This is a genomic window from Kribbella sp. NPDC048928 (genome assembly GCF_043197975.1).
Taxonomy (GTDB): Bacteria; Actinomycetota; Actinomycetes; order Propionibacteriales; family Kribbellaceae; genus Kribbella.
In genome coordinates this window covers 169,211-190,219 of record NZ_JBICUC010000001.1, presented here as the reverse complement: position 1 = coordinate 190,219, position 21,009 = coordinate 169,211, and the positions used below count along the sequence as shown (strand labels likewise).

General features: G+C 68.5%; 16 protein-coding genes. 14 read left to right on the top strand and 2 right to left on the bottom strand.

Going from position 1 to position 21,009, the window contains the following annotated elements; all coding sequences use genetic code 11:
• Positions 1-2: 2 nt before the first annotated feature.
• The 7 genes from ACGFI6_RS00795 to ligD all read left to right on the top strand — a co-directional run bounded on the left by ACGFI6_RS00795 (position 3) and on the right by ligD (position 7,340).
• Complete coding sequence (locus ACGFI6_RS00795; RefSeq protein ID WP_393114054.1) at positions 3-953, top strand: carbohydrate ABC transporter permease; 951 nt, start codon at positions 3-5, stop codon at positions 951-953.
• Positions 950-1,843 (top strand): carbohydrate ABC transporter permease, encoded by an 894-nt coding sequence (locus ACGFI6_RS00790; RefSeq protein WP_393114052.1) that lies wholly within the window; start codon positions 950-952, stop codon positions 1,841-1,843. Before ACGFI6_RS00795 ends, ACGFI6_RS00790 begins: the two co-directional genes overlap by 4 nt.
• A 5-nt stretch (positions 1,844-1,848) precedes the next feature.
• Positions 1,849-2,931, top strand: coding sequence for an ABC transporter ATP-binding protein (locus tag ACGFI6_RS00785; protein ID WP_393114050.1), 1,083 nt, complete (start codon positions 1,849-1,851; stop codon positions 2,929-2,931).
• Positions 2,932-3,232: 301 nt separating this feature from the next.
• Positions 3,233-4,165 (top strand): acetylxylan esterase, encoded by a 933-nt coding sequence (locus ACGFI6_RS00780; RefSeq protein ID WP_393114048.1) that lies wholly within the window; start codon positions 3,233-3,235, stop codon positions 4,163-4,165.
• A gap of 4 nt (positions 4,166-4,169) precedes the next feature.
• Positions 4,170-5,099, top strand: a complete 930-nt coding sequence (locus ACGFI6_RS00775) for an acetylxylan esterase (protein WP_393114045.1) — start codon at positions 4,170-4,172, stop codon at positions 5,097-5,099.
• A 224-nt stretch (positions 5,100-5,323) separates the two neighbouring features.
• A complete protein-coding gene (locus ACGFI6_RS00770) occupies positions 5,324-6,328 on the top strand; it encodes an aminotransferase class V-fold PLP-dependent enzyme (RefSeq protein ID WP_393114043.1) in 1,005 nt (334 codons plus the stop codon).
• Entirely contained in the window at positions 6,318-7,340 is a 1,023-nt protein-coding gene (gene ligD, locus ACGFI6_RS00765) for a non-homologous end-joining DNA ligase (RefSeq protein ID WP_393114041.1), read from the top strand. Before ACGFI6_RS00770 ends, ligD begins: the two co-directional genes overlap by 11 nt.
• Positions 7,341-7,524: 184 nt before the next feature.
• On the opposite strand, the gene ACGFI6_RS00760 is transcribed toward ligD, so the two are convergent.
• Both ACGFI6_RS00760 and mug read right to left on the bottom strand, forming a co-directional pair.
• Positions 7,525-10,818, bottom strand: a complete 3,294-nt coding sequence (locus tag ACGFI6_RS00760; RefSeq protein WP_393114038.1) for a hypothetical protein — start codon at positions 10,816-10,818, stop codon at positions 7,525-7,527.
• Positions 10,819-10,884: 66 nt separating this feature from the next.
• Positions 10,885-11,388, bottom strand: coding sequence for a G/U mismatch-specific DNA glycosylase (gene mug / locus ACGFI6_RS00755; protein WP_393114036.1), 504 nt, complete (start codon positions 11,386-11,388; stop codon positions 10,885-10,887).
• A gap of 77 nt (positions 11,389-11,465) precedes the next feature.
• On the opposite strand from mug, the gene ACGFI6_RS00750 reads away from it, so the two are divergent.
• The 7 genes from ACGFI6_RS00750 (at position 11,466) to ACGFI6_RS00720 (ending at position 21,002) form a co-directional block, all read left to right on the top strand.
• Complete coding sequence (locus ACGFI6_RS00750) at positions 11,466-12,182, top strand: Clp protease N-terminal domain-containing protein (protein ID WP_393114033.1); 717 nt, start codon at positions 11,466-11,468, stop codon at positions 12,180-12,182.
• A gap of 9 nt (positions 12,183-12,191) precedes the next feature.
• Positions 12,192-13,466, top strand: a complete 1,275-nt coding sequence (locus ACGFI6_RS00745) for a serine hydrolase domain-containing protein (protein WP_393114032.1) — start codon at positions 12,192-12,194, stop codon at positions 13,464-13,466.
• A gap of 45 nt (positions 13,467-13,511) precedes the next feature.
• The gene (locus tag ACGFI6_RS00740) at positions 13,512-14,909 is read left to right on the top strand and encodes an ATP-binding protein (RefSeq protein ID WP_393114029.1); all 1,398 of its coding nucleotides are present in this window, start codon (positions 13,512-13,514) and stop codon (positions 14,907-14,909) included.
• A gap of 1 nt (position 14,910) precedes the next feature.
• Positions 14,911-16,869 (top strand): VWA domain-containing protein, encoded by a 1,959-nt coding sequence (locus ACGFI6_RS00735; protein WP_393114027.1) that lies wholly within the window; start codon positions 14,911-14,913, stop codon positions 16,867-16,869.
• A gap of 277 nt (positions 16,870-17,146) precedes the next feature.
• The gene (ppdK, locus tag ACGFI6_RS00730) at positions 17,147-19,798 is read left to right on the top strand and encodes a pyruvate, phosphate dikinase (RefSeq protein WP_393114025.1); all 2,652 of its coding nucleotides are present in this window, start codon (positions 17,147-17,149) and stop codon (positions 19,796-19,798) included.
• Positions 19,795-20,574, top strand: a complete 780-nt coding sequence (locus ACGFI6_RS00725; protein ID WP_393114024.1) for a class I SAM-dependent methyltransferase — start codon at positions 19,795-19,797, stop codon at positions 20,572-20,574. Before ppdK ends, ACGFI6_RS00725 begins: the two co-directional genes overlap by 4 nt.
• Positions 20,575-20,723: 149 nt before the next feature.
• The gene (locus tag ACGFI6_RS00720; RefSeq protein WP_393114023.1) at positions 20,724-21,002 is read left to right on the top strand and encodes a YciI family protein; all 279 of its coding nucleotides are present in this window, start codon (positions 20,724-20,726) and stop codon (positions 21,000-21,002) included.
• Positions 21,003-21,009: the final 7 nt, after the last annotated feature.

Genomic DNA, 21,009 nt, shown 5'->3' with positions numbered 1-21,009 from the left:
GCATGGCTGGGCTCTCCGGGCTCGCCGGACGCTCCGGTTCAGCCGGGCGCTCCGGGCTTGCCGAACGGCGGCCGCTGGGGGACAACGCCAAGGCCTGGGCGCTGAACGCCCCGGCCATGGTGGTGATCGCCCTGCTGGTCGCGTATCCGATCGGGTACTCGTTCTACGTCAGCCTGCAGAAGAACAACCTGAAACGGCCGCGGGCCAAGCGGTTCATCGGGTTCGGCAACTACACGTCGCTGTTCAGCGACCATGCGTTCCTGAACGCGCTGAAGGTGTCGGCACTGTTCGTGGTGGTCGTGCTCGGGCTCACCGTCGTGCTCGCGCTGGTCCTGGCGCTGGTGCTCAACGAACGGTTCCACGGCCGTGGGGTGCTGCTCAGCCTCGCTTTGTTGCCCTGGGCAATGCCCGGGGTGGTGAACGGGCTGATGTGGCGGACGATCTTCGACGCCAAGACCGGTGCGCTGAACGGTCTGCTGCAGCAACTCGGGCTGATCGACGGGTACCACGCCTGGCTGACGTCGGGAACCGGCGCGTTCTTGTTCACCGCGCTGGCTCAGGTGTGGAACACCTTGCCGTTCTCGGTCATCATTCTCCTCGCCGGATTGTCGACAATCCCTTCGGAGCTGTACGACGCGGCAACGGTCGACCGGGCCGGCGCCTGGCGGCGCTTCACCCAGGTCACCGTGCCGTGGCTGCTGCACCCGCTGCTGATCGTGCTGATCCTCGAGACCATGAACGCGTTCCGGGCCTTCGACACGATCTACGTCCTGACCGGCGGCGGCCCCGGCGATGCCACCACGACAATCGCGCTCCTCGACGTACAGACCGTCCTCACCTTCACCGACTTCGGCCTGGGCAGCGCCTACGCCTGGGTGATCACCGCGATCACCCTCCTCATCTCCGTCGCCTACATCGGCCTCCTCTACCGGAAAGGAAACTTCGACGTATGAGCACCGTCGTGAAAGTGCCGGTCCGGTATCGGATTCCGTGGAAGAAGATTGTGTTGTATGTGCTGGCGGCCGGGTTCGCGTTGTACCTGGTGCTGCCGTTCTACTGGATCGTGGCGATGAGTTTCATGCACGAGGTGGACGCGATCTCGGTGCCGCCGCACTGGGTTCCGGTACACCCGACGCTGGAGAACTACCTCGGGTTCGTGCGGCCGAACGCGGCGCAGGAGCTGGTCGGCGGGCGGGCGGTGTCGGAGACGCCGTACTCGTTGCGGAACAGCCTGATCGTCGCGACCTCGACCGCGGTGCTGAATCTGGTGCTCGCGACGTTCGCGGCGTACTCGTTCTCGCGGCTGAAGTTTCGCGGCAGTCAGGTGCTGCTGGTGCTGTACCTGCTCACCCGGATGGTGCCGGGGATCGCGATCATCATCCCGTTCTACCTGCTGATGCGGTCGTTCGGGCTGCTGGACACGTACCTGGCGCTGATCCTCTCGTACACGACGTTCGCGCTGCCGATCACGATCTGGATCCTGAAGGACTTCTTCCGGTCGGTGCCGCGGGAGCTCGAGGAGGCTGCGCGGGTCGACCGGTGCGGCTGGTTCCGGACGATGTGGACGGTGTTCCTGCCGGTCGCGGCGCCCGGGCTGGTCGCGGCGGCCGTGTTCGCGTTCATGACCGCGTGGAACGAGTTCATGTTCGCGCTGTTCCTGACCAGTACGAAGGCGGCGAAGACGATCCCCGTGGTGGCGGCGAACTTCGCCACCGACTTCAACACCCAGTTCACCGTGATGGCCGCGGCCGGAGTGCTCGCGGTTGTCCCACCCCTGGTGCTCGCCCTGCTCTTCCAGCGCAAGCTGGTGCAGGGCATGGCCGCCGGATCTGTGAAGGGCTGACGCGCATGGCCGAAGTACGTCTGGAAGGTGTCACCAAGTCGTTCGGCGGCAAGGTGGCCGTCGACAATCTGAATCTCACCGTCGAGGACCAGGAGTTCCTGACGCTCGTCGGACCGTCCGGTTGTGGAAAGTCGACAACCCTACGAATGATCTGCGGGCTGGAACGCGCGACCGAGGGCCACATCTTCTTCGACGGCAAGCCGGTCAGCTGGCTGCCGGCGAACAAGCGGGACGTGTCGATGGTGTTCCAGAGCTACGCGCTCTACCCGCACAAGACGGTCCGGCAGAACATCGGATTCGCGCTGAAGATGATGCGGGTGCCGAAGGCAACGATCGCCGAGGAGGTATTGCGGGCCGCGCGGACGCTGGACATCGAGGACCTGCTGGACCGCAAGCCGCGTGAACTCTCCGGTGGACAACGCCAACGGGTCGCGCTCGGCCGGGCGATCGTGCGGGACGCGGGTGCGTATCTGCTCGACGAGCCGCTGTCGAACCTCGACGCCCAGCTCCGGGTCCTGATGCGCGCCGAGATCAAGCGGCTGCACGTGGACGTCGCCCGGACGTTCATCTACGTCACGCACGACCAGGTCGAGGCGATGACGATGTCGGACCGGATCGCGGTGATGCGCAACGGTGTCGTCCAGCAGTGCGCGACCCCGGAGGAGATCTACGAACGCCCGGCGAACCGCTTCGTCGCGTCGTTCATGGGCTCGCCCCCGATGAACTTCGTCACCGGCACGCTGTCCGACGTCGACGGCGTACGTACGTTCCGCTCGGCCGCGTTCACCCAGCCCCTGGACGTCAGCGCCGAACCCGCCGATCCGGCCGTGGTCCTGGGCATCCGCCCCGAAGACATCACCCTCTCCACAACCCCCGCCGACGGCCATCACCCCGGAAAGGTCTTCGTCTCCGAGCCGCTGGGCCCCGACGTACTCGTCACCGTGAACGTAGAAGGCGAACTCCTGAAGGCCCGAGTCCCCACCCCCTTCCGCCTGGGCCACGACAGCACGGTCCACGTAGCCCTGAACCCGCACCGCATCCACCTCTTCAACCCCACCACCGGCCAAGCCCTCCACGCCCCCCAATAACCACCCACCCTCACCACCACGAGCAGCCCACCCCGCACCACCACGAGCGGCCCGCCCTGATCCGCCCGACCTCCCACCACTCGCTCCACGCACGACTCGACCAGGCCCGCCACACCTACGACCCCCGTCCACTACGACCAGCGCCGCCCTACCACCACCTGTTTTCCTCACGACACGACCAGCGCCGCCACACCCGCCCCCGGCACAGCAGGCCCCCGCACCACCACCTGTTTCCCCCACGGCCCGCAGGCCCGTGACCCGGCCGGCACGGTGCGCAGGTGATCGACTTGCAATGAGAGGAATGCTCTTGAGAGACCCCGAGAACGCGACCGTCGAGGTCGACCTGCCCGCGGACTTCGACGACTTCTGGGCGGCCGGCCTCGCAGACTGCGCGTCCTACCCGCTCGACCCGGTACTCACCGAAATGCCGGCCCTCTCCACAGACACGGTGATTGTCTACGATCTGCACTTCACCAGCTACCGCGGTCTACGGATCGCCGGCTGGTACGCAGTGCCCCGCGACACCCCTGGCCCACTACCCGGCCTGGTGACCATCCCGGGCTACATCTCGGAACCAACCATCCCCAAAGAGTGGGCCGAACTCGGCTACGCAGCCCTCGCCGTCGCCCCGCGCGGAAAGCTCCGCTCGAACGACATCTTCAACCCCGGCTACCCAGGCTTGCTGACGCACAACATCGTGGACCCGAACACGTACGGCTATCGCGGGTTCTACCTCGACGTCGTCCGCGCAGTCGAAGTATTGCTGGATCGTCCTGAAGTCGACAATCAGCGGATCGGACTCCAAGGCTCCAGCCAGGGCGGTGGCCTCGGTATCTCCACCGCCGCGGTGATGCCCGGCGTGATCCGCTGCATCGCCGCCGGCGCGCCCTACCTCTGCGGGATCATGACCGCGCCGACGCTGACCCGCTCGTACCCGTACGAGGAGATCAACGAGTACCTCCGGATCCACCCGAAGGATGTCGACCGCGTACGCGAGACGGTCGCGTACTACGACGGGCTCAACTTCGCGCCCAAGGTCCAGGCCGCGACCCTGCTGTACCTCGGACTCGAAGACGACGTCTGCCCACCCGAGACCGGCTTCGCCTTGCACCGGGTCCTCACGTGCGAGAAGACGCTGCACACGTACCCGCACTGCGCACATCACGCCGGCCTGCCAGACGTGATGCGGATCGTTGAGAACTTCCTCGCCGAGCACCTCACCCCAGGACGGTGACCCCATGACCCCCGAACAGTCCTCCGAACCAACCCCCGAGCCGACCTCCAGCCCAACCCCCGAGCCGACCTCCGGCCCAACCCCCGAGCGGACCTTCGACGACTATTGGGCCGCCGTCGACGCGGAACTTGCGGCGATCCCCGCGCGCCCGGTCCTCGAACTGGTACCTGAGCGCACCACCGACGAGGCCACCTTCTACACAGTGCGGCTGACCAGCACCGGCCCGTACCGCGTGTACGGCAACCTCAGCATCCCGTCCGGCGACGGACCGTTCCCCGGCCTGCTGATCACCCCGCGGTACGGCAGCGTCAACAACATCCCGCATCCGAACGACCGGAGCAGGTACGTCGTCCTCAGCCTGATGCACCGCGGCCAGCGACTGGCCGACGACGGGTTCGCGGCCGCCTATCCAGGATTGTTGACAATAGGAATCGACGACCCGTCGACGTACGTCTATCGCGGGATCGCGGCAGATTGTCTACGAGCTGCCGAATTCCTGCTCGGGCTGGCAGAAGTAGATCCGGCACGCGTCGCGGTGACCGGTGACGACCTCGCGGTGCTGACAGCCGCGCGCCGGCCCGGGTTCGGGTCGGTACGGGTGACGGACCTGTTGTTCTATCGAGCGATGGAGGCCCGGCTGAAGTCGTGCCTCTACCCACTGGAGGAGCTGAACGATCAGCTACGCAGTGGATCGTCTGCAGAAGGATTGTCGACAACCCTCGCGTACTACGATCCGACGCGCCACGCGTCGGCGGTCATCGGACGGACCTTGCTGTCCGTGGACGACGAGGACTGGTGCCAGTCGTTGCTCGCGGCGTTGCCGGATCCTGAGGTGTACCGGGTTACGCACCTCGATGGGACGGACAACGACTTCCTCGATGCGTGGCTGGCGGAGCGATCGGGCGTACCGGCAATGTCGAAGTTCGTCGCATGACGACTCCACCGACCCCACGACCGTCTACGCCGCCAGCGTCATCACCGGCACCCCTTCCGGACCGCAGCAACCGCAGCGACCGCAGCGACCGCAGCGACCGCAGCGACCGAGGCGACCGAGGCGACCGAGGCGACCGAGGCGGCCGCAGTGACCGCAGTGGCCCGCTGGGCGTTCGGCCGGTTATCAACGCCAACGCGACGGTCACGGTACTGGGGGGCTCGTTGATGCCGCCTCCGGTTCTCAAGGCGATGGCGGACGCGGCGGCGCAGTTCGTGGACCTGCCCGAGTTGAACCAGCGGGCGGGGGAGCGGCTGGCAGAGCTGACCCACAACGAGGCGGCGTACGTAACCTCCGGCGCCGCCGCCGCGATCACGCTGACCGTTGCTGCGTGCATCACCACTGAGTCGCAGGCGTTCCCGGCGGACGCCGAGGTGGTGATGTTCAGGTCCCAACGCAACGGCTACGACTACTCGGCCCGGTTCCTCGGCGTGCGCGTCGTCGAGATCGGACCGTCGGAAGACGAGCTGCGTACGGCACTCGCCGGCAAGCCCGCATGCGTGTTGTGGTTCGCGGGAGCCCACTACGCCGAGGGCGCGTTGCCGATCGAGGACGTGGTGCGTGTCGCTCGAGAGGTTGGCGTTCCGGTTCTGGTCGATGCGGCCGCTCAGATTCCGCCGGTGGCGAGCTTGTGGCGGTTCACGCGCGACATCGGGGCCGATGCGGTGCTCGTCAGCGGAGGCAAGGGTTTGCGCGGGCCGCAAGCCAGTGGACTGGTGCTCGGGAAGCGCTGGCTGGTCGAGCGAGTCCGGGCGCACACGTCGCCGCTGCACGAGATCGGACGCGGGATGAAGGTCGGCAAGGAAGAGCTGATGGGCTTGCTCGCCGCGGTCGAGTGGACGTTGGAGCAGGACGAGGACGAGATGCTGGCCGGGTACGAACGCGTGGTCGACGGATGGATCGCGGGGCTGCAAGATCTCCCGGGCGTTGTGGTGGAGCGCGGGTACCCGAGCGAGGCCGGTCAGCCGCACAGTCGCGCCGTACTGCGGCTCGCCAGGGACCGCGACGAAGTGGTGCGGCAACTGTTCGAGGGCGACCCGCGAGTCTCGGTCGGAACGTACGGGCTGCCGGACGACGCGATCGCCCTGAATCCGCAGACCCTGCGACCCGGAGAGGAAAAGGTGGTTCTCGATACCCTCGTCCGCCTCCTAAGCTCGGGGAATGGCGACTAAGCCGGACGAGACGCGCGACGGGGTCGATCTGACCAACCTTGATCAGCCGCTGTTCGACGGGGCGGAGGCGACCAAGCGGGATCTGGTCGACTATCTGGACGCTGTGCACGAGCGGATCCTGCCCGAGCTGCGGGAACGCCCGCTGTCGGTGGTGCGGATCCGGCCGGGGCAGCCGAAGTTCATGCAGAAAAACGTTCCGAAGTACACGCCGGACTGGGTGCGGACCGTGCAGGTGTGGGCGCAGGCGTCCAAGCGCGAGGTCTCGTACGCGTTGTGCGACGACCGGCGGACGCTGCTGTGGTTCGCCAACCAGCGGGCCGTCGAGTACCACCCGACGCTGATGCGCGCCGATCGCTGGGACCGCGTCACGCACCTGGTACTCGACCTGGACCCGCCGGAGGGCGAGACGTTCGCGATGGCGGTCCAGGCGGCGTTGCTGGTGCGGCAGGCGCTGACCGACTCCGGACTGGCGGGCGCGGTGAAGACAAGCGGGGCGAAGGGCGTGCATGTCATCGTTCCGATTGTTGACAATGTGACGATCGAGGATGCGGCGGCGGCGACGCGGGCGATCGCGGCGCGGGCGGAGAAGCTGGATCCCTCGGTCGCGACCACGGCGTACGTCAAGGAGGAGCGGCACGGGAAGGTGTTCGTCGACTCCACTCGCGCGGGTGGAGCGACGATCGTGGCCGCGTACAGTCCGCGGGTTCGGCCGGGGACGACGGTGTCGTTCCCGGTGAGCTGGGACGAAGTGGAGAACGTGTCGCCGCGGGACTTCACGGTCCGGACGGCGCCGGGCCTCCTGGGCGACGGCGATCCGTGGGCCGACTCGCTTCCCGCCCTGCAGGCAATTCCCGAGGACCTCTTGGAGGAGGGCCGCGCGATTCCCGTCGCCCGAGTCGCCGCCATGCACGAAGGCAAACGCCGCAAACGAGCCCGCGAAGCCCAGGCAGAGGCAAAGGCAAAGGACGAGGCGAACACGAACGCAAGCACGCAGGACGACGACGAGGCCTAGGTGTAGAGAACGAGGTGGGCCGGGGGGAAGTGGGGCGGGGGTAGAGAACGAGGTGGGCCGAGGGGAACCCGGGGTGGCGGCCGGGCGTGGGACGTGGCAGGGGGAGGGCGGTGGATGGCCAGGAGGAAGGCGGTGGATGGCCAGGGGGAGTGGTCAGGACGGGTGGTTGATTGGGCGGGGGTTGTTACTCCGGGGTGGTGGTTAGGGCCAGGGCTTGGCGGCGGATGGCTGGGGTGGGGTGGTTGCGTAGGGCAATTAGTAGGGTGCGCCAGGGGGCTGACCAGCCGTTGCGTGGGGCGGCGGTGGACAGGACGGCGTGGGCGAGCAGGCCGGAGGCTGGATCGGCTGCCTGGACGAGGGATTCGGCGAGCGGGAGCAGTTCGGCCGGAGACCAGTTGGCCTCGGTTGCCTGGAGGCGCGCGCGGAGGAGATCGGCTGCATCGTCGGCAGCCAACAGGTCGTCGGCGACAGCCTCATGCAGCTCACCGACGGCGTCCATCGCGCGCGGTGCTGCCAGCAGGAGTAGCTGCAACCGCTCCGTGAGGTAGTCGGGTGCGGTGAGCTCAGCCGCCACCAGCGAGAGATGACTACGAGTCTCGGCCGAGCGTCCTCCCAGTCGGCCGGTGAGCCGATCGACCAACTGGATCATTCGTTGCCGAGCAGGATGGTCCCGGTCGGCGGTGGCGTTCGGAAGGGCGGGATCCTCCTCGAGACGGACCAGCAGCCGGATGGAGTCGACAAGCTCTGGCAGCCCGTCCGGCGGATTGGACGCCACGATCGACACCAGCGCGATGATCGCATCCGACCACACGCGGCTGCGCAGTGCCAGATCGGTGACGAAGTCGGCGCAAACCCCTGCAGCGGCACGGTTGTGGCGTGCCCATTGCGGCAGCGCAAGCAGCGTCGGACCAACCACCTCCGGCTCCGAACGGGTAGTGACCGCGATCAGCAGGTCGGCGTAACGCGACCGGTAGGCGAGCGGCACGTCGTACGCCGAACGCGCACCGAGCACCACCGCGGTGGCCGGCGAATCATGTACAGCCTGCTCCAGAGCAGCCCAAGCGGCAGGGTCGTACAGCAAGTGCTGCGCCACCGTACTCGCGATCGCTGCCCTGACGTCCCGGTGCGCGTCCGCCCAGGCCTGCGTGAGTACGGCACCAGCACCGGGTGCCCGCAGCTCACCGAGCATCCGCACCGCCGACTTCCGCGACGTGACCTTCAAGCCCGCGCCGGACAGCACCGGTTGCAGCAGCCCCGGCAGCAAACTCGGCCGTACGAACCGCGCCGCCCGCGCCGCGGCATACATCGCCACGCGCGCCCGATCGTCACCGGCATGTTCTAGCAACAACGGCAGCACCTGATCCGGCCGGTTCGTCCACGCGAGACCCGCGAGCGCAGCCTCCTGCAGCAGTACGTCGTCACTCGCCAAGAACTCGTCCAGAGCGGGACGGCCGGACGTCGGCACCTGACCGAGCGTCTTCACGGCCGCCGCCCGGTACCACTCAGGCATCCCCTGGTCACGGGCAACGCCGGCCAGCAACGACGCGTACTGGGCCTGCTGCCGAGGGAGCCACAAGCGCAGCGCATACGCCGGTACCTCCCACGACGGACTGTTCCGATCGAACCGCCGGATGCTGTCCGCCGCCGCGAACACCGGGTCGAGCAGGTCGGTCCGGAGTTCGGTCACCAGCCACCACACCGGATGCCAGCGCGCGAGCCGCACGTCCCGGCGGATGATCCGCTCAACCCGCTCCGACCGGGTCGGTGGCGCATCCAACCAGTACCGGCAGGCTCGCTCGACCGTGTTCTCCTGGTTCGACCAGACCGCCTGCTCGAGCACGTTCTGCAGGTGGTCCAGCCGCCACGCCCGCCGCCCGAACGATGCCGCCACGGCGAACGCGAGCCCGAACTCGTTCCGTTTCGCCGCAGCCTCGATCGCCGGCCGGAGTACGTCGTAGACCGCGACCTCCCGCCCACGCGGTAGATTGTCAACGATCCTATCGAGCGTGAGCGCGCCGATGTTCTCCGACAACCGCGCATGCGCCCGCAGGCCCCAGTCCAGCACTCGCGATTCGTTGCCCAGGGCACCTTGTACGACGGCTCGCTCGGCGATCCGCCCGAGCGCCCGCCGGGTCGCCCACGACGTGTCGCGCGCGTTCAGCGCATCCTCGAGCAGGGTCTCGAGCGGCCCCGTCAACGCCTCGGTCAACAGCACCGGCGACACGTCCGCGACCGTATGCAGCACGGCGAGCCGCACCGGATCCTGATCGTTGCGCACCCGCTCCGCGGCCCACCCCACAGCCTGCACGACCTGCTCCGGCCGCCGAGCCGCAGCAGCAGAGCGCACGACCGCCTGATAGACCGAGCTCCGCACCCCAGCATCCGGGTCCCTGACCTCGGCCTCGAGCAAGGCGAACGCCTCGTCGTACGGCAACCCCGCGGTCATCCGACGCCGCAGCGCACTGTCGTCCGCGATCACCGGCAGCGTCAGCATCCGGCGCGCCTGCTCGACCCGTACCGCCTGCGGAAGCACCCGGAGCAGCCCCTCGGGCAACCGCGCCTGCCCGAGGTCGACCTCCTGAGTCACGGCCTCGAACAGCCGCTTCCGCCGCGACGGAGCCAGCTCGCGCAGCAGCTCAGTCAGATCCGGCCAGAGGATCCGCCCAAGCTCGGCCAACTCGTCGTCGGAGTACCGGTACAGGCGGCGTCGCAAGGCCGGGGTCAGCGCCTTGCGTACCGTGCCCCGCCGGTCTGGCGCGAGCAACAGCGCCAGTACGCCGCGCGGATCCAGATCCGTCAGTTGCCCGATGACGTCGATCACCGCCATCGGCAGGTCGTGCGCTGGCAGCGCCTCCTTGATCAACTCGACGTCAAGCGTGGCAGCCACGCCGTGCCCCACGCCCTGCCACCACTCGTCGCGATCCTCACCGAGTGGCAGCGTCTGCCGTGCGAAGGCGAGCACCTGCTCCGGATAATGCTTCGCGAGCCGCCGCCAGGTCCCCGGCGTCACGCAGTACGCGAGCTCCGGGAGCAGCCGCTCGAGCGTCGCGTGATCGGTCGCATCGAGCAGTCCCGTCGCGGCGACATCGCCCCAGCGCGCCCGGTGCTCGTCGATCAACCGTACGGCGAGACGCTCCCGCCGCTGCCTCCGTACGAGCGCCACGAGTTTGGGGCGCAACGCGGCCGGCGCGTCGTCGTACAGGATCCGGAGGTCGTCGTCGGTGACCGGTACGCCGCGCCCCACGGCGGCGAGCGCCCGGAACTGCACGGCAGGATCCGGGTCGCGCAGCATCCGGCTGACGTACTCGGTGTCCCGCGTGATCTCGGCGAGCTGCAGCCCGAGAACGCGCTCGAACGAACTGCCGCGCCCGAGCTCGCCGAGCAACCCGACCAACTCCGAGGCGCGGTCGGCGAGCAGGCGTACGCGCTGTCCGTACGAGAGCCCGTCGATCGATTGCAGCAACTCCGCCAGACGCATGCCCCCATCCTGCCGAACAGGTGGTGTCAGGCCATCAGCGACTGCGTTCCAAAACCGCGACGACAGCTACTCTGCGGCCAGCCTCAACTCGCCGAAGGCCTCGGTCAGTTTGGGGAGGGTGAAGTGCGCGTTCAGGCCGCTCGGGTTCGGCAGGACCCAGATGCGGGTGGTGCCGATTGTGAGGTCCTGCCTGCCGACGGTGGCCGTACGGTCGCCGAAAGCGTCCCGGTACGCGGTGACTCCGAGCACCGCAAGCCACTCGGGCCGGACGTCCAGCACCTTCTTCACCAGGTTCTCCCCGCCGGCCAGCAACTCGGCGCGGGACAACTCGGCTGCCTTCGCGGACGGACGGTCGACCACGTTCGTGATCCCGAGGCGGTAGGTCAGCAGTTCCTCTTGTTCGGCGGGGGCGAGCTGACGCGGCGTAAAGCCACTGCGGTGCAGCGCAGGCCAGAACCTGTTCCCCGGCCGCGCGAAGTGGTGCCCGGTCTCGGCCGACATCAGCCCCGGGTTGATCCCACAGAACAGCACGCGCAACCCGTCCGCGATCACATCAGGAATCCCGTCCACGAGGCCAAACCCTAGACGCCACCTTCGGCGTCAACCCAAGGTTGACGCCGAAGCTCTGTCAACCTAGGGTTGACGGCATGACTCCTGGACCGGATCTGCAGCAGCTCATCACGACGATCAAGGCCGACGCCGGCAGTGAGGACGAGCTCGCGCAGCTCGCCACCGCCGCGGCGACGATCACCGAACTCACCAGCACCAGTGACGCCGCGCTCGGGTTCTTCGTCGACCGCGCGCGCGGCGCCGGCAAGTCCTGGGTGGAGATCAGCGCCGTGCTCGGCGTCAGCAAGCAGGCCGCCCACAAGCGCTTCGCCGACTCGTGGACCGCCCGTCCGGCGTTCGAGCGCTATACCCAGCGCGCACGGTCCGTCGTACAGGCAGCCGCCGGGGTCGCGGCCGAGCGCAACCACGACTTTGTCGGCACCGAGCATCTGCTGCTCGGGATGTACAAGCAGCCCGACTCGATCGCGACCAAGATCCTGATCGACCATGGCATCACCGAGGACTCGGTACGTACGGCGGTCGAGGCGCTGAGCCCGACCCGGGAACGCACCGGGGAGCCGCTGAGCCTCGACGCCGAGAACCCGCCGTACACGCGACGCGCCGCGCACGTCCTGCAGGGCGCCGCCGGCGAGGCGCTGACGCTCGGTCACAACTACGTCGGCACCGAGCATCTTCTGCTCGCCTTCTACCGCGACCAGGCCGGCATCGCGACCAAGATCCTGCTCGAGCGGGGCCTGGACGAGGCCGCTGCGTGGGCCGATATTCGCGCCGCGCTGGAAGGATTCACGAAGTAGGTTGGCTGCATGCCTGACTGGTCTGCGCGGTTGAACGAATTGGCGGTGGCGGCCGAGGTCACCGGGGCGGTGCTCGGGATCTGGCACGACGGCGAGACGACGATCGTGCCGTACGGGATTCTGAACAGCACGACCCAGACACCCACCACCGCCGACTCGCTCTTCCAGCTCGGCTCGGTCAGCAAGCCCTGGACCGCGTCGATGATCGTCCAGCTGGCCGCCGAGGGGCGGATCGACCTGGACGACACCATCGTCAAACTGTTGCCCGAGGCACCTGTTGACAACAGGATCACGGTTCATCACCTCCTCACTCACACCAGCGGCATCGACGGCGACCTGTTCACCGACACCGGTCGCGGTGACGACTGCCTCGAGCGGTACGTCGCTCTGCTCGCCGATGTCGACCAGCTCTTCGAGCCCGGTACGGCGTACTCGTACTGCAATGCCGGCTTCGTCCTGCTCGGTCGCCTGATCGAGGTGCTCGACAACCGCACCTGGGACCAGTCGCTGAAGGCCCGTCTGATCGAGCCGCTCGGCCTGACCCACACCGTCACGCTGCCGGAGGAGGCGCTGCTGCACAACGCCGCGGTCGGTCACCTCGCGACAGACGGCTCACGGGTGCAGACCTGGCAGCTCCCGCGCAGCATCGGCCCCGCCGGGACGATCACCGCGAGCGCCGCCGACCTGCTCGAGTTCGCCAAACTGCATCTGACAGAGCGGTACGCCGCCATGCAGGTGCCGCAGGTGCCGTTCGCGGCCGGCATCGGCGGGTTCGTCGACCTCGGCCTCACCTGGCGCATCTACGACTGGGGCGGCCGGCGGCTGTTCGGTCACGACGGGACGACGATCTCGCAGCTCGCGTTCCTCCGGATCGACCCGGAGGCGCGCCTGATCATGTGCCTGCTGACCAACTCCGGCAACGGCACCCGGCTGTTCGAGCCGCTCGCCTCCGAGGTGTTCACGCAGTACGCCGGCGTCGCCCACCCGGAGGCGCCGCAGCCGATCGACGCCCCGGTCGACGACCGCCACGTGGGACGGTACGAGCGCGCCAGCGTGCGGCTGGACGTCGAGGAACGCGAAGGCCAACTCGTCATGCTCTACCAGGCCACGGGCGACCGGCTGTCCTTCTCCGACGACCCCGTCCACGAGTACGAACTGCGCCCGGCCGAGCCCGCCGACGGCAACCATTTCGTCACCCGCGAATCCACGGAGCATCCGTGGTCGCCGGTGACCTTCGCCCCGAACCACGTGTTCGTGTCCGGGAGAGTGACGCCCAGGCGTTGAGATATCGCGGGCGCATTTTGGGTTGAGCGAGCTAACGTCGTTCAAGTGACTAGTGCACCTGCTGAACTCCCTCGTAAGGCTGGTGACCTCCGGGCCGCCGGACATCTTCCCCGGTCGATCAAGGCCGAGATCCGTGACAACCTGCTGAAAGAACTCCGTGCCGGGCGCGATCCCTGGCCCGGCATCGTCGGCTTCACCCGCACGGTGATCCCGCAACTCGAACGCGCCCTGCTCGCGGGCCACGACGTCGTACTGCTCGGTGAGCGCGGCCAGGGCAAGACCCGGCTGCTGCGGACGCTGATCGGCCTGCTCGACGAGTGGACCCCGGTGATCGACGGCGCCGAGATCCCCGAGCACCCGCTCGACCCGATCACCCCGGAATCCAAGCGCCGCGCGGCCGAGCTCGGCGACGACCTGCCGGTCCGCTGGATCCACCGCAGCGAGAGGTACGCCGAGAAGCTGGCCACGCCGGACACGAGTGTCGGTGACCTGATCGGCGACGTGGACCCGGTGAAGGTTGCCGAGGGCCGCAGCCTCGGCGACCCGGAGACCATCCACTTCGGGCTGGTCCCGCGGGCGCACCGCGGCATCGTCGCGATCAACGAGCTCCCGGACCTCGCCGAGCGCATCCAGGTCGCGTTGCTGAACGTGATGGAGGAGCGCGACATCCAGGTCCGCGGGTACACGCTGCGGCTGCCGCTCGACGTGTTGCTGGTGGCAACGGCCAACCCTGAGGACTACACCAACCGTGGCCGGATCATCACCCCGCTGAAGGACCGCTTCGGCGCCGAGGTCCGGACCCACTACCCGCTCGACATCGACGCCGAGGTGGACGTGATCCGGCAGGAGGCCGAGTTCACTGCCGAGGTCGGCGAGCCGCTGCTGGAGGTGCTGGCCCGGTTCGTCCGGCACCTGCGCGAGTCGACGTCGATCGACCAGCGGTCCGGGGTTTCCGCGCGGTTCGCGGTCGCCGCGGCCGAGACGATCGCGGCCGCCGCATTGCGTCGTTCCGCGATCACCGGCGAGGAGCCGGCCGTCGCCCGGCCGGTCGACCTCGAGGCGGTTCCGGCCGTACTGCGGGGCAAGCTCGAGTTCGAACCCGGCGAGGAGGGGCGCGAGATCGAGCTGCTCGAGTACCTGCTGCGCCGCTCGGTGGCCGACACCGCCCGCGAGCGGTTCGCCGGGCTCGACCTCGCGCCGCTCGCCAACGCTGTTGCCAACGGCAACCTTGTGACCACGGGTGAACGGGTGCCCGGTCGTGAGGTGCTGGCCGCGCTGCCCGAACTGCCGGTCCTGCACGACGTCGCCGCCCGCGCCGGTGTCGAGCCGGACGACTCGTCCGGCCGGATCGCCGCCGCGATCGAGCTCGCCCTCGAGATGCTGTATCTGTCCAAACGGGTCGCCAAGGACGCCGACGACGACACCACGGTGTACGGAGCCTGAAATGAGTTCCCTACCTGAAGGCTGGTCCTACGGGCCCTGGCACGACGGACCGGATCCTCTGCAGGCACCGGCGGACCTGCGGGACGCTCTGGACGAGATCGGCCGGGACGTGATGAACGGGGCGTCGCCGCGGTCCGCGTTGGAGGAGATGCTCCGGCGCGGTACCCGGAACACCCAGGGCCTGGACGATCTGACCCGCCGGTTGTGGGAGCGCCGCCGCGAGATCCAACGGCGGCACAACCTCGATGGCACCCTGCAGGACGTCCAGCGGTTGCTCGACGAGGCGCTGGAGGCCGAGCGCCGCGAGCTGTTCCCGAACCCGTCCGACGACGCCCGCTTCAAGGAGGCCGAGCTCGACGCGCTTCCCTCCGGTACGGCTGCCGCCGTGCGGGAGCTGGCGAACTACCAATGGGAGTCGTCGGAGGCCCGGCAGAAGTACGAAGAGATCCGCGAACTGCTCGGCCGTGAACTGCTCGGGTCGCGGTTCGAGGGCATGAAGGAGGCGCTGCAGCAGACGACTCCTGAGGACGTCGAGCGGATCAACGAGATGCTCACGGACCTGAATGCGTTGCTCGCGGCGCATGCGCAGGGGCGTCCAGACGTACCGCAGCTGTTCGACGAATTCATGGCCAAGCACGGCGAGTTCTTCCCGGAGAACCCGCAGAACGTCGAGGAGCTGATCGACGCGCTCGCGCAGCGGGCCGCCGCGGCGCAGCGGATGATGAACTCGATGACGCCCGAGCAGCGGGCCGAGCTGATGGAGCTGTCGCAGCAGGCGTTCGGCAACGCGCAGTTGTCCCAGCAGTTGTCGCAGCTCGACGCGCAACTGCAGTCCCTGCGACCGGGAGAGGACTGGTCGGGGTCGGAGCGGATGAGTGGTGACGATCCACTCGGTCTCGCCGAGGGCGCGCAGGCGATGTCCGATCTGGCCGAGCTGGATGCGCTCGCCGAGCAGTTGGCGCAGTCGTACCCCGGTGCGCGGCTGGAGGACATCGACCTCGACGCCCTCACCCGTCAGCTCGGCGACGAGGCGACCGTCGATGCCCGTCGGCTGAGTGAGCTGGAGCGGCAACTGCGCGATCAGGGCCTGATCGAGCGGGCGCCGGACGGCTCGCTGCAGTTGTCGCCGAAGGCGCTGCGGCGGCTCGGTCAGACGGCGCTCGCCGACGTACTGCGAACGGCTCGGGGATCGGGCGAGCGCGACGCGTCGAACGCGGGCGCGGCCGGTGAGCTGAGTGGATCTACGCGGCAGTGGGAGTTCGGTGACACCCAGCCGTGGGACGTTCCGCGTACGGTGCGGAATGCTGTGCTGCGGACTGCGCATCGGGGCGGCGGGGGCGTGAAGCTCGACGTCGCGGATGTGGAGATCGCCGAGACCGAGCACCGGGCCCGGGCCGCGGTCGCGTTGCTAGTCGACACCTCCTGGTCGATGGTGCAGGAGGGCCGCTGGCTCCCGATGAAGCGGACGGCGCTCGCGCTGCACCAGCTCATCTCGACGCGGTACCGCAACGACGCGCTGCAGCTGATCACGTTCGGACGGTACGCAGGGGTTGTGGAGCTGCCGCAACTGATCGGGATGGAGGGCACCTGGGAGCAGGGCACCAACGCGCACCACGCGCTGCTGCTCGCCGGCCGGCACCTGCGGCGGCATCCGGATGCCCAACCGGTCGTACTGATGGTGACGGACGGCGAGCCGACCGCGCACCTGGAGCCCGACGGTACGGCGGAGTTCTCGTACCCGCCGGAGCCGGCCACGCTCCGCAAGACGATCTTCGAGGTCGATCGGCTCGCCAAGCTCGGCGCCTCGCTGACGGTCTTCCGGCTCGGTGACGATCCGCGCCTGAACGCGTTCGTCGACCTGCTCGCCCGCCGGAGCGGCGGACGGGTGCTGGCGCCCGATGCGGACGGCCTCGGAGCCGCCGTTGTCGGCGACTACCTGCGCACCAGACGCAAGTTGTAGCAGTCTGAGAAGGAGGGTGTTGCCCGTCGGAAAGGCGGGTAACACCCTCCTTCTGCGTTGGGCAGGAAACCGGACGATTGTCTCGCGTTGTCAACGCTGTAAGGGTTTTCCGGCCTTCGGTCTGTGGGCAGCGTCACGTCGGCATCGTGAGACCAGTGTTCAACTGGACTGGTTTTGGGGCTTACTCTGAAAGCACGCCGCCGCCGCTGTTGCCGACCGGCCAGCGGGCCACTTGCCCGCGCCTGAAACACACCCACCTGCAACCCAGGGAGTGACCGTGCCGAAACTCGTCTACGACTTCGCCGAAGGCAACAAGGATCTGAAACAGCTCCTCGGCGGCAAGGGGGCGAACCTGGCCGAGATGACCAATCTCGGCCTGCCGGTACCACCCGGATTCACGATCACCGCCGACGCCTGCCGGGTCTACCTGGAGACCGGAGCCGTACCGGCCGACCTCGCCGACGAGATCGACGACCACGTCCACCTGCTCGAGCAGAAGATGGGCAAGAAGCTCGGTCAGGCCGACGACCCGCTGCTCGTCTCGGTCCGCTCCGGAGCCGCCGTGTCGATGCCCGGCATGATGGAGACGGTGCTGAACGTCGGTCTCAACGACGACTCGGTGAACGGGCTCGCGCACCACTCGGGCAACCCGCGGTTCGCCTGGGACGCGTACCGGCGGCTGATCCAGATGTTCGGCAAGACCGTGCTCGGCCTCGACGGCGACATCTTCGAGGACGCGATCGAGGCGGCGAAGCAGGCGAAGGGCACCCGCAACGACCTCGACCTGGACGCGGCCGACCTCAAGGCGCTGGTGGAGACGTTCAAGCAGGCCGTGCACGAGCGCACCGGCCGTGAGTTCCCGCAGGACCCGCGGACGCAGATGGACCTGGCGATCGAGGCCGTCTTCGGCTCCTGGAACGCCGACCGCGCGATCCTCTACCGCCGGCAGGAGCGGATCCCGGCCGACCTCGGCACCGCGGTCAACATCTGCTCGATGGTCTTCGGCAACCTCGGCATGGACTCGGGCACCGGCGTCGCGTTCACCCGCGACCCGTCGACCGGACAGCCCGGCGTGTACGGGGACTACCTGCAGAACGCCCAAGGCGAGGACGTCGTCGCTGGCATCCGCAACACGGTTCCGCTGGCGGAGCTCGAGCAGCTCGACAAGACCTCGTACGACGACCTGATGCGCATCATGGCGACGCTCGAGGGCCACTACCGCGACCTGTGCGACATCGAGTTCACCGTCGAGCGCGGCAAGCTGTGGATGCTGCAGACGCGCGTCGGCAAGCGGACCGCGGCGGCGGCGTTCCGGATCGCGACCAGCCTGGTCGACGAGGGCGTCATCGACACCGACGAGGCGTTGCAGCGGGTCAAGGGCGCGCAGCTCGCGCAGCTGATGTTCCCGCGTTTCGACGCCGATGCCAGCAAGGACCTGATCACCAAGGCGATCGGCGCCTCGCCGGGCGCGGCGTCGGGCAAGGTCGTGTTCACGTCGGCCGCCGCCGTCGAGGCCGCCGAACGCGGTGAGAAGGTGATCCTGGTCCGCAAGGAGACCAACCCCGACGACCTGCACGGAATGATCGCGGCGCAGGGCATCCTGACCAGCCGCGGCGGCAAGACGTCGCACGCGGCCGTGGTCGCGCGGGGCATGGGCAAGACCTGCGTGTGCGGCGCCGAGGAGCTCGACGTGAACGTTGCCAAGGGCACCATTACCGTTCGCGGTACGGTGCTGGAGGCCGGCGAGCTGATCTCGATCGACGGCACCACGGGCGAGGTGTTCCGCGGCGAGGTCCCGGTCGTACCGTCCCCGGTCGTGCAGTACTTCGAGGGCACGCTCGCGCCGGACGCGGGCGACGAGCTGGTCGTGGCGGTGCACCGGTTGATCAGCCACGCGGACGACGTCCGGCGACTCGGCGTACGGACCAACGCCGACACCGCGGACGACGCGGCGCGGGCGCGACGGTTCGGGGCCGAGGGCATCGGGCTGTGCCGGACCGAGCACATGTTCCTGGGGGAGCGGCGCGAGTCCGTCGAACGGCTCATCCTGGCCGCCGACGACGAGGAGCGCGAGGCCGCGCTGGCGGAGCTGGAACCCTTGCAGCGCGGGGACTTCCTGGAACTGCTCGGCGCGATGGACGGGCTGCCGGTGACGATCCGGCTGATCGACCCGCCGCTGCACGAGTTCCTGCCGTCGATGGAGGAGCTGGCGGTCAAGGTCGCGGTCGCACGGGAACGCGGTGAGCAGCCGGGGCACGAGGCGGCGCTGCTCGCGGCGGTCGAACGGCTCCACGAGCAGAACCCGATGCTTGGCCTCCGCGGCGTACGGCTCGGCCTGGTGATCCCCGGCCTGTTCGCGATGCAGGTACGCGCGATCGCGTCTGCGGCCGTCGAGCTACGCGAGCAGGGGAAGGACCCGCGGCCGGAGATCATGATTCCGCTCGTCGGCGCCGTACAGGAGCTGCATCTGGTGCGTGACGAGGTGGAGCGGGTGCTGGCCGAGGTCGGTGTCGAGGTTCCGATCGGGACGATGATCGAGCTGCCGCGGGCCGCGGTGATCGCCGACCAGATCGCGGAGGCGGCCGATTTCTTCTCGTTCGGTACCAACGACCTGACCCAGACCACGTGGGGTTTCAGCCGGGACGACGTTGAGGGCGCGTTCTTCTCCCGGTACCTGGAGAAGGGGATCTTCGCGGTGTCGCCGTTCGAGTCGATCGACCGCGAGGGCGTCGGTGCGCTGGTCCGTACCGGTGTGGAGCGCGGCCGGGCGACCAAGCCGGACCTGAAGCTCGGCATCTGCGGCGAGCACGGCGGCGACCCGGACAGCATCCACTTCTTCCACGAGGTGGGCCTCGACTACGTGTCCTGCTCGCCGTTCCGGCTTCCGGTGGCACGTTTGGAGGCGGGTCGGGCAGCATTGGACGGGTGAGCCGACAGACCCTCCGGCAGACGTTCGGTGAGGACGCGGAGCTGTACGACCGCGTCCGGCCCGGCTATCCCCGCGAGCTCTTCGACGAGCTCGCGCGGGTGGTCGGCGACCGCCCGAAAGTGCTTGCGATCGGGCCCGGCACCGGCCAGGCGACCGCCGCCATGGTGGAGCGCGGCTGGTCCGTCACCGCGGTCGAGCTCGGTCCTGGGCTCGCGGAGGTTCTGCGGCGCAAGCTCCCGACGGTCGAGGTGGTCGTCGCGGACTTCGACACGTGGCAGCTGCCGGTGGCGTCGTACGACCTGGTCATCTCGGCGACCGCCTTCCATTGGCTCGACCCGGCGACGCGCGTTCAGCGCTGCGCAGACCTGCTGCGACCGGGCGGTGCGCTGGCCGTCGTGTCGACGCAGCACGTTGCCGGTGGGTCGGAGCAGTTCTTCGCCGACGTGCAGTCCTGCTATGCCCGGTTCACCGACGACCCGGTGGGGGACGGGCCAGCGCGTGCGGACGATCTGCCGGACGGGTCGGGGGAGCTTGGGGAGTCCGGCAGGTTCGGGTCTGTTGAGTGCCGCCGGTACGTGTGGGAGCAGGAGTATTCGACCGCCGAGTACCTCGAACTTCTGTCGTCGTACTCGGGCCATCGGGCCTTGACAACACAGCGGCGTGACCGTCTGTACGGCTGTATCAGCGCTCTCATGGCCCGCTCCGGTGGATCGATCACGAAGCGTTATCTGAATCAACTGTCGGTAGGAATTTGTCTTCACCAAACCCTTGCATAGCAGTGCGTCGGCTGGTGAGAATGTCCGGGCGGGAAGGGAGCTCACCGTCGACTTTCGGGTCTGACCTGAACCGGCCGCTGTGGCGGCTTGTGACTCCCTTACCCGCACCAAATCGTGTTGTTTGCAAGGGCTTGTGTAGGGTTCTGGTCATGGCCCAATTTGTCGTACAGCTGCGCTTCGACGTCACCGAGACCGACCGCCGGCTGGAGGTCCGCCCGGCGCACCGCGACTACCTCGCGGAGCTGCGGGAGGCCGGCAAACTCGTCGCCGCCGGCCCGTTCACCGACGGCACCGGCGCACTGCTCGTCTACGACGTCGCCGACGAGGCCGAGCTCCGCGACATCCTCGCCAAGGACCCGTACACCCCGGCCGGCGTCTACGAGCTCGCAACCCTCGCCGAGTGGCAGACGCTGTTCCCGTTCAGCTAGGGCGTGT

Bases quoted from the DNA above. Each gene is read 5' to 3' on its own strand.
- ACGFI6_RS00750 (WP_393114033.1), top strand. From the start codon at position 11,466: ATGACTCCTGGACCGGATCTGCAGCAGCTCATCACGACGATCAAGGCC.
- ACGFI6_RS00795 (WP_393114054.1), top strand. From the start codon at position 3: ATGGCTGGGCTCTCCGGGCTCGCCGGACGCTCCGGTTCAGCCGGGCGC.
- ACGFI6_RS00745 (WP_393114032.1), top strand. From the start codon at position 12,192: ATGCCTGACTGGTCTGCGCGGTTGAACGAATTGGCGGTGGCGGCCGAG.
- ACGFI6_RS00770 (WP_393114043.1), top strand. From the start codon at position 5,324: ATGCCGCCTCCGGTTCTCAAGGCGATGGCGGACGCGGCGGCGCAGTTC.
- ACGFI6_RS00780 (WP_393114048.1), top strand. From the start codon at position 3,233: ATGCTCTTGAGAGACCCCGAGAACGCGACCGTCGAGGTCGACCTGCCC.
- ACGFI6_RS00785 (WP_393114050.1), top strand. From the start codon at position 1,849: ATGGCCGAAGTACGTCTGGAAGGTGTCACCAAGTCGTTCGGCGGCAAG.
- ACGFI6_RS00720 (WP_393114023.1), top strand. From the start codon at position 20,724: ATGGCCCAATTTGTCGTACAGCTGCGCTTCGACGTCACCGAGACCGAC.
- ligD (WP_393114041.1), top strand. From the start codon at position 6,318: ATGGCGACTAAGCCGGACGAGACGCGCGACGGGGTCGATCTGACCAAC.
- ACGFI6_RS00735 (WP_393114027.1), top strand. From the start codon at position 14,911: ATGAGTTCCCTACCTGAAGGCTGGTCCTACGGGCCCTGGCACGACGGA.
- ACGFI6_RS00790 (WP_393114052.1), top strand. From the start codon at position 950: ATGAGCACCGTCGTGAAAGTGCCGGTCCGGTATCGGATTCCGTGGAAG.
- ACGFI6_RS00760 (WP_393114038.1), bottom strand. From the start codon at position 10,818: ATGCGTCTGGCGGAGTTGCTGCAATCGATCGACGGGCTCTCGTACGGA.
- ACGFI6_RS00775 (WP_393114045.1), top strand. From the start codon at position 4,170: ATGACCCCCGAACAGTCCTCCGAACCAACCCCCGAGCCGACCTCCAGC.